General features: G+C 67.6%; 1 protein-coding gene. It reads right to left on the reverse strand.

The window, feature by feature from the left end; genetic code table 11:
• The coding region (vgrG, locus tag PG5_RS32380; protein ID WP_042955973.1) for a type VI secretion system tip protein VgrG at positions 1-694 on the reverse strand (694 nt) is incomplete at both ends.

The following is a 694-nucleotide window of genomic DNA, read 5'->3' on the forward strand; positions in this document are numbered from 1 at the left end:
CTTGTTGTTCGCCGGTGTACGCAGCACATTGCGGGTGTGGTCGCGCCTGCGCAGGGTCACGTGGTCCGGGTGTTCGCTGTCGTGCAGGGCGTGGGCGATGTAGGGGCGGTCCGGGTCGCCCTGTTCGAAAGCCACCGCCACTTCGGTGCCGGCGAGCATTGGCAGGTGCAGGCCGTGGGTGTCGCCGCCGTAAGGCCGGGCCAGGCGCAGCCAGGCGCTTTCCTGGCCGGGTTTCCAGGTGTCGCGGTCGAACAGGAAGCGCACGCGGTAGCGGCCTTCGAGATCGATTTCGGCGTAGCGGTCGTTGCGCTCGGGGCTGCTCAGCCGGGCTGGCAGGGTGCCGGCGATGATCGGTTTGGGCGGGACCTTTGGGCGGAAGCAGACCATCTCGGCGTAGGGAATGGCTTCGAAATGCACTTCGATGTTGCGGTCGCGGGCGGCACGGGTGCGCAGGCCGGTGATCACCGCGCCAGGGGCAAAGGCCTGGGGCGCGCCGGCGATTTTCAGCACCTGGCCTGGCGCCAGGGTGGCGCTGCTGCTGGCGCCGCTGAGATGGGTCTGGCTGTTGAGGTAGCGCTCGTGGCGCAGGCGCGCGTAGAAAAAGCCGCTTTCGCTTAGCAGGTCTTCGTCTTGGTCCAGTTTGTCACCGAGCACGCGATAGGGTTCGGCGTAGTGGTAGGCCTCGCCGTAGGTG

This window comes from Pseudomonas sp. G5(2012) (assembly GCF_000408945.1).
GTDB classification, from domain to species: Bacteria; Pseudomonadota; Gammaproteobacteria; order Pseudomonadales; family Pseudomonadaceae; genus Aquipseudomonas; species Aquipseudomonas umsongensis.